General features: G+C 48.2%; 1 protein-coding gene. It reads left to right on the top strand.

Annotated features, from left to right (window positions below; genetic code table 11):
* Positions 1–668, top strand: a 668-nt coding sequence (locus R7R78_RS26775) for an ATP-binding protein (RefSeq protein WP_225474693.1), incomplete at both ends; no start/stop codon positions are given.

Raw genomic sequence — 668 nt, 5'->3', positions numbered from 1 at the left:
TCGTCAGTGATACGGGGATCGGTATCGCGCCCGATAAACAAGGGCGAGTATTTAACTCCTTCGAGCAAGCAGATTCTTCAACTACCAGAAGGTTTGGAGGAACGGGTTTAGGATTGGCCATCGTTAAAAAGCTCACTGAGCTTATGGGTGGTTCTATTACCTTAAAGAGCGTAGAAGGGGTCGGCACGCAGTTTATTGTCACTTTGCCGATACCATGGAATGAGAGCGAAAAACCGAGCCCGCAATATACGCCAGTTCAAACCCGAAGCACTCAGAACTTGCGTATTTTGTTGGCAGAAGATAACCGCGTAAATGCTTTGGTGGCGAAAGGCTTTTGCGAAAAGTTAGGGCACGCAGTGGATGTCGCAGAAAACGGGCTGGTTGCCGTAGAAAAGGCACGCGACAACGATTATGACCTTATCTTGATGGATAATCACATGCCAGAGATGAATGGTGTCGAAGCGACTCGTTTTATTCGCGAAAAGCTAGGGGTAAAGACGTTGCTGTTTGCCTATACTGCGGATGTCTTTCGTGAGGCCCATGATCACTTTATCGCGGCAGGTGCCGATCATGTCCTAACCAAGCCTCTGCAAAGGGAAAGTTTTGCTGACGCTTTGAAGCAATTCAGTACGAGGCTCAAAGTGAAACAAACCGAAGAGGTATCGCCA

The sequence above is a fragment of the Vibrio sp. 2134-1 genome, assembly GCF_033339495.1.
The sequence above is the reverse complement of the archived record's forward strand: the minus strand, read 5'-3'. Positions and strand labels throughout refer to the sequence as shown.